The organism is Pseudoalteromonas sp. bablab_jr010 (assembly GCF_016464105.1).
Taxonomy (GTDB): domain Bacteria; phylum Pseudomonadota; class Gammaproteobacteria; order Enterobacterales; family Alteromonadaceae; genus Pseudoalteromonas; species Pseudoalteromonas simplex.
In genome coordinates, this window is sequence record NZ_JACDWV010000068.1 from 1 (window position 1) to 213 (window position 213).

1 protein-coding gene is annotated in these 213 nt (G+C 48.4%); it reads right to left on the reverse strand.

Going from position 1 to position 213, the window contains the following annotated elements; translation table 11 throughout:
* A partial coding sequence (locus tag JIG37_RS05440) for a transposase (RefSeq protein ID WP_199528893.1) occupies positions 1–213 on the reverse strand: 213 nt, incomplete at both ends.

Genomic DNA, 213 nt, shown 5'->3' on the forward strand with positions numbered 1-213 from the left:
TCAACTAATGCTTTGAGCCATTGTTCTTTTTTCGTTTTTGGTTCTCGATGCTTTAGCTGACTGATGACCGCCCTGGCTCCCAGAAACAAGTGGCTGCGTAATGTTATCTCGCCACGGTATTTGGCTATATGACCTATTCGCACTTTTCCACCACTTGAGTGTTGGCGAGGGGTGACACCAACATTGGCTGCCGCATTGCGTCCGCTCGTAAAA